The 2,094-nt window shown below is 59.4% G+C and carries 1 protein-coding gene; it reads left to right on the top strand.

Going from position 1 to position 2,094, the window contains the following annotated elements; translation table 11 throughout:
- Positions 1 to 240: 240 nt before the first annotated feature.
- A partial coding sequence (acnA, locus tag H5U08_RS16735; RefSeq protein ID WP_297035679.1) for an aconitate hydratase AcnA occupies positions 241 to 2,094 on the top strand: 1,854 nt, incomplete at its 3' end.

Below are 2,094 nucleotides of genomic sequence, written 5' to 3'. Positions count from 1 at the left end.
ATAGACTGCCCGTTGCGAAGCTCCCAGAGAGTGAATCCTGCCAAGCCGCACGCCCTCCGGTGAAATGTCCTCCGCCCGGGTCTTTCGGTTTGGCTCCGGTTAGGCGCTGTATCTTCTTCTGAGCAGATCCGCGGCAATGGCCGGGCTGCACTACCCAGGAGCCACGCGAAGAGATAGGATAGCATGTTCCGGTCGAGGCAACGTTGACCAGGTTGAGACGAATGCGAGGGAAATGATACCGTGACGGTGAGAATTGCGGACGATCCGTTCCAGGCTCTGGGCGAACTGCGTACTTCCGCGGGTGCGTGGAAATTCTTTCGCCTTGCCCGGCTTGAAGACCTGGGACTAACGCGGATGACGGAGCTTCCCTATTCCATCCGCATTTTGCTGGAATCCGTCCTGCGGCAATGCGACGGGTTTTCCATTACGGAAGACGATGTCAAGCGGCTCGCCCGATGGGCCGATTCCAAAGGCCGTGCGGACATCGACGTGCCGTTCAAGCCTGCCCGGGTCATCCTTCAGGATTTTACCGGGGTCCCGGCCCTGGTGGACCTGGCCGCTATGCGCAGTGCGATTCACCGGATGGGGGGCCAGCCTTCCCGCGTCAACCCCCTTATCCCGGTCGATCTTGTGATTGATCATTCTGTCCAGGTGGACTTTTTTGGGGACAGGGAATCCTTCCAGAAAAACGTTCGCCTGGAGTTCGAGCGGAATCGAGAGCGGTACGAGTTTCTCCGCTGGGGGCAGGTGAGCCTCGCCAATCTCCGTGTCGTCCCGCCGGCAGCCGGAATCATCCATCAGATCAATCTGGAATATCTTGCCCGGTGTGTTGTCACCAATGATCAGGGACTGGCTTACCCGGACACCCTGGTGGGGACGGATAGCCACACCACAATGATCAACGGGCTTGGTGTGCTGGGCTGGGGAGTGGGAGGAATTGAGGCTGAAGCCGCCATGCTCGGCCAGCCCATGTACATGCTTGCCCCAGAAGTGGTGGGCCTGGAACTGGTGGGTGATTTGCGGGAAGGCGTCACCGCGACGGATCTGGTGCTCACCGTCACCGAGTTGCTGCGCAAAGAGGGAGTTGTCGGAAAATTCGTCGAATTCTTCGGCGAGGCCGTTGCTCGCATGCCCGTCTATGACCGGGCGGTACTGGCCAACATGGCGCCCGAATACGGGGCGACCATGGGCTTTTTCCCCATTGATGATCAAACGCTCCACTATCTGAAGGAAACCGGTCGGCCCGCTGAAGTTGTCGAACTGGTTGAAAGGTACTGCAAAGAGCAGGGGCTTTTCCGCAAGCCGGGTGATCCCGTACCCAGCTATACAAAGGTTCTTCGCCTCGACCTGTCCACCGTGGAGGGCTCGGTAGCAGGCCCCAAGCGCCCCCAGGACAGAGTTCCCGTCACCAGACTGGCAAAAAGCTTCGCGGAAGCCCTGACAGCACCCCCGGACAAGCGGGGTTTTGGACTCGCGCCGGAGGCAGTCACGCGTCAAGAGAGCTTTCGCTGGGATGGGAAAGAAGTCACCCTCGGCCACGGCTCGGTCGTCATCGCCGCCATTACAAGCTGCACGAACACAAGCAATCCCAAGTTGATGATTGCAGCCGGATTGCTGGCGAAAAAGGCCTGTGAAAAAGGCCTCACGGTTCCCCCTTACGTGAAGACGAGCCTCGCGCCGGGATCGCGCGTGGTCACCGATTACCTTGAACGCCTGGGCCTTCTCCCCTATTTGGAAAAGCTCGGATTCGCCCTTGTCGGATACGGATGCACGACGTGTATTGGCAATAGCGGGCCCTTGCCAGAGGCCGTCGCCGAGACCATTAAACGGGGCAACCTTGTGGTCGCGGCCGTCCTCAGCGGAAACCGCAATTTTGAAGGTCGAATCCATCCCCTCGTCAAAGCGAATTATCTGGCTTCACCACCGCTCGTTGTGGCGGCTGCCCTGGCCGGATCGGTTACCCGCGACCTCGTCAACGAGCCGATCGGCTTCGACCCGGCAGGTCAACCGGTGTATTTGAGAGACCTCTGGCCAAACGAACGGGAAATCGCTTCTGCGATGGCGCAGGTGTTGACTCCCGACCTTTTCCAAAAA

Source organism: Thermogutta sp. (genome assembly GCF_014359955.1).
GTDB lineage: Bacteria > Planctomycetota > Planctomycetia > Pirellulales > Thermoguttaceae > Thermogutta.
The sequence above is the reverse complement of the archived record's forward strand: the minus strand, read 5'-3'. Positions and strand labels throughout refer to the sequence as shown.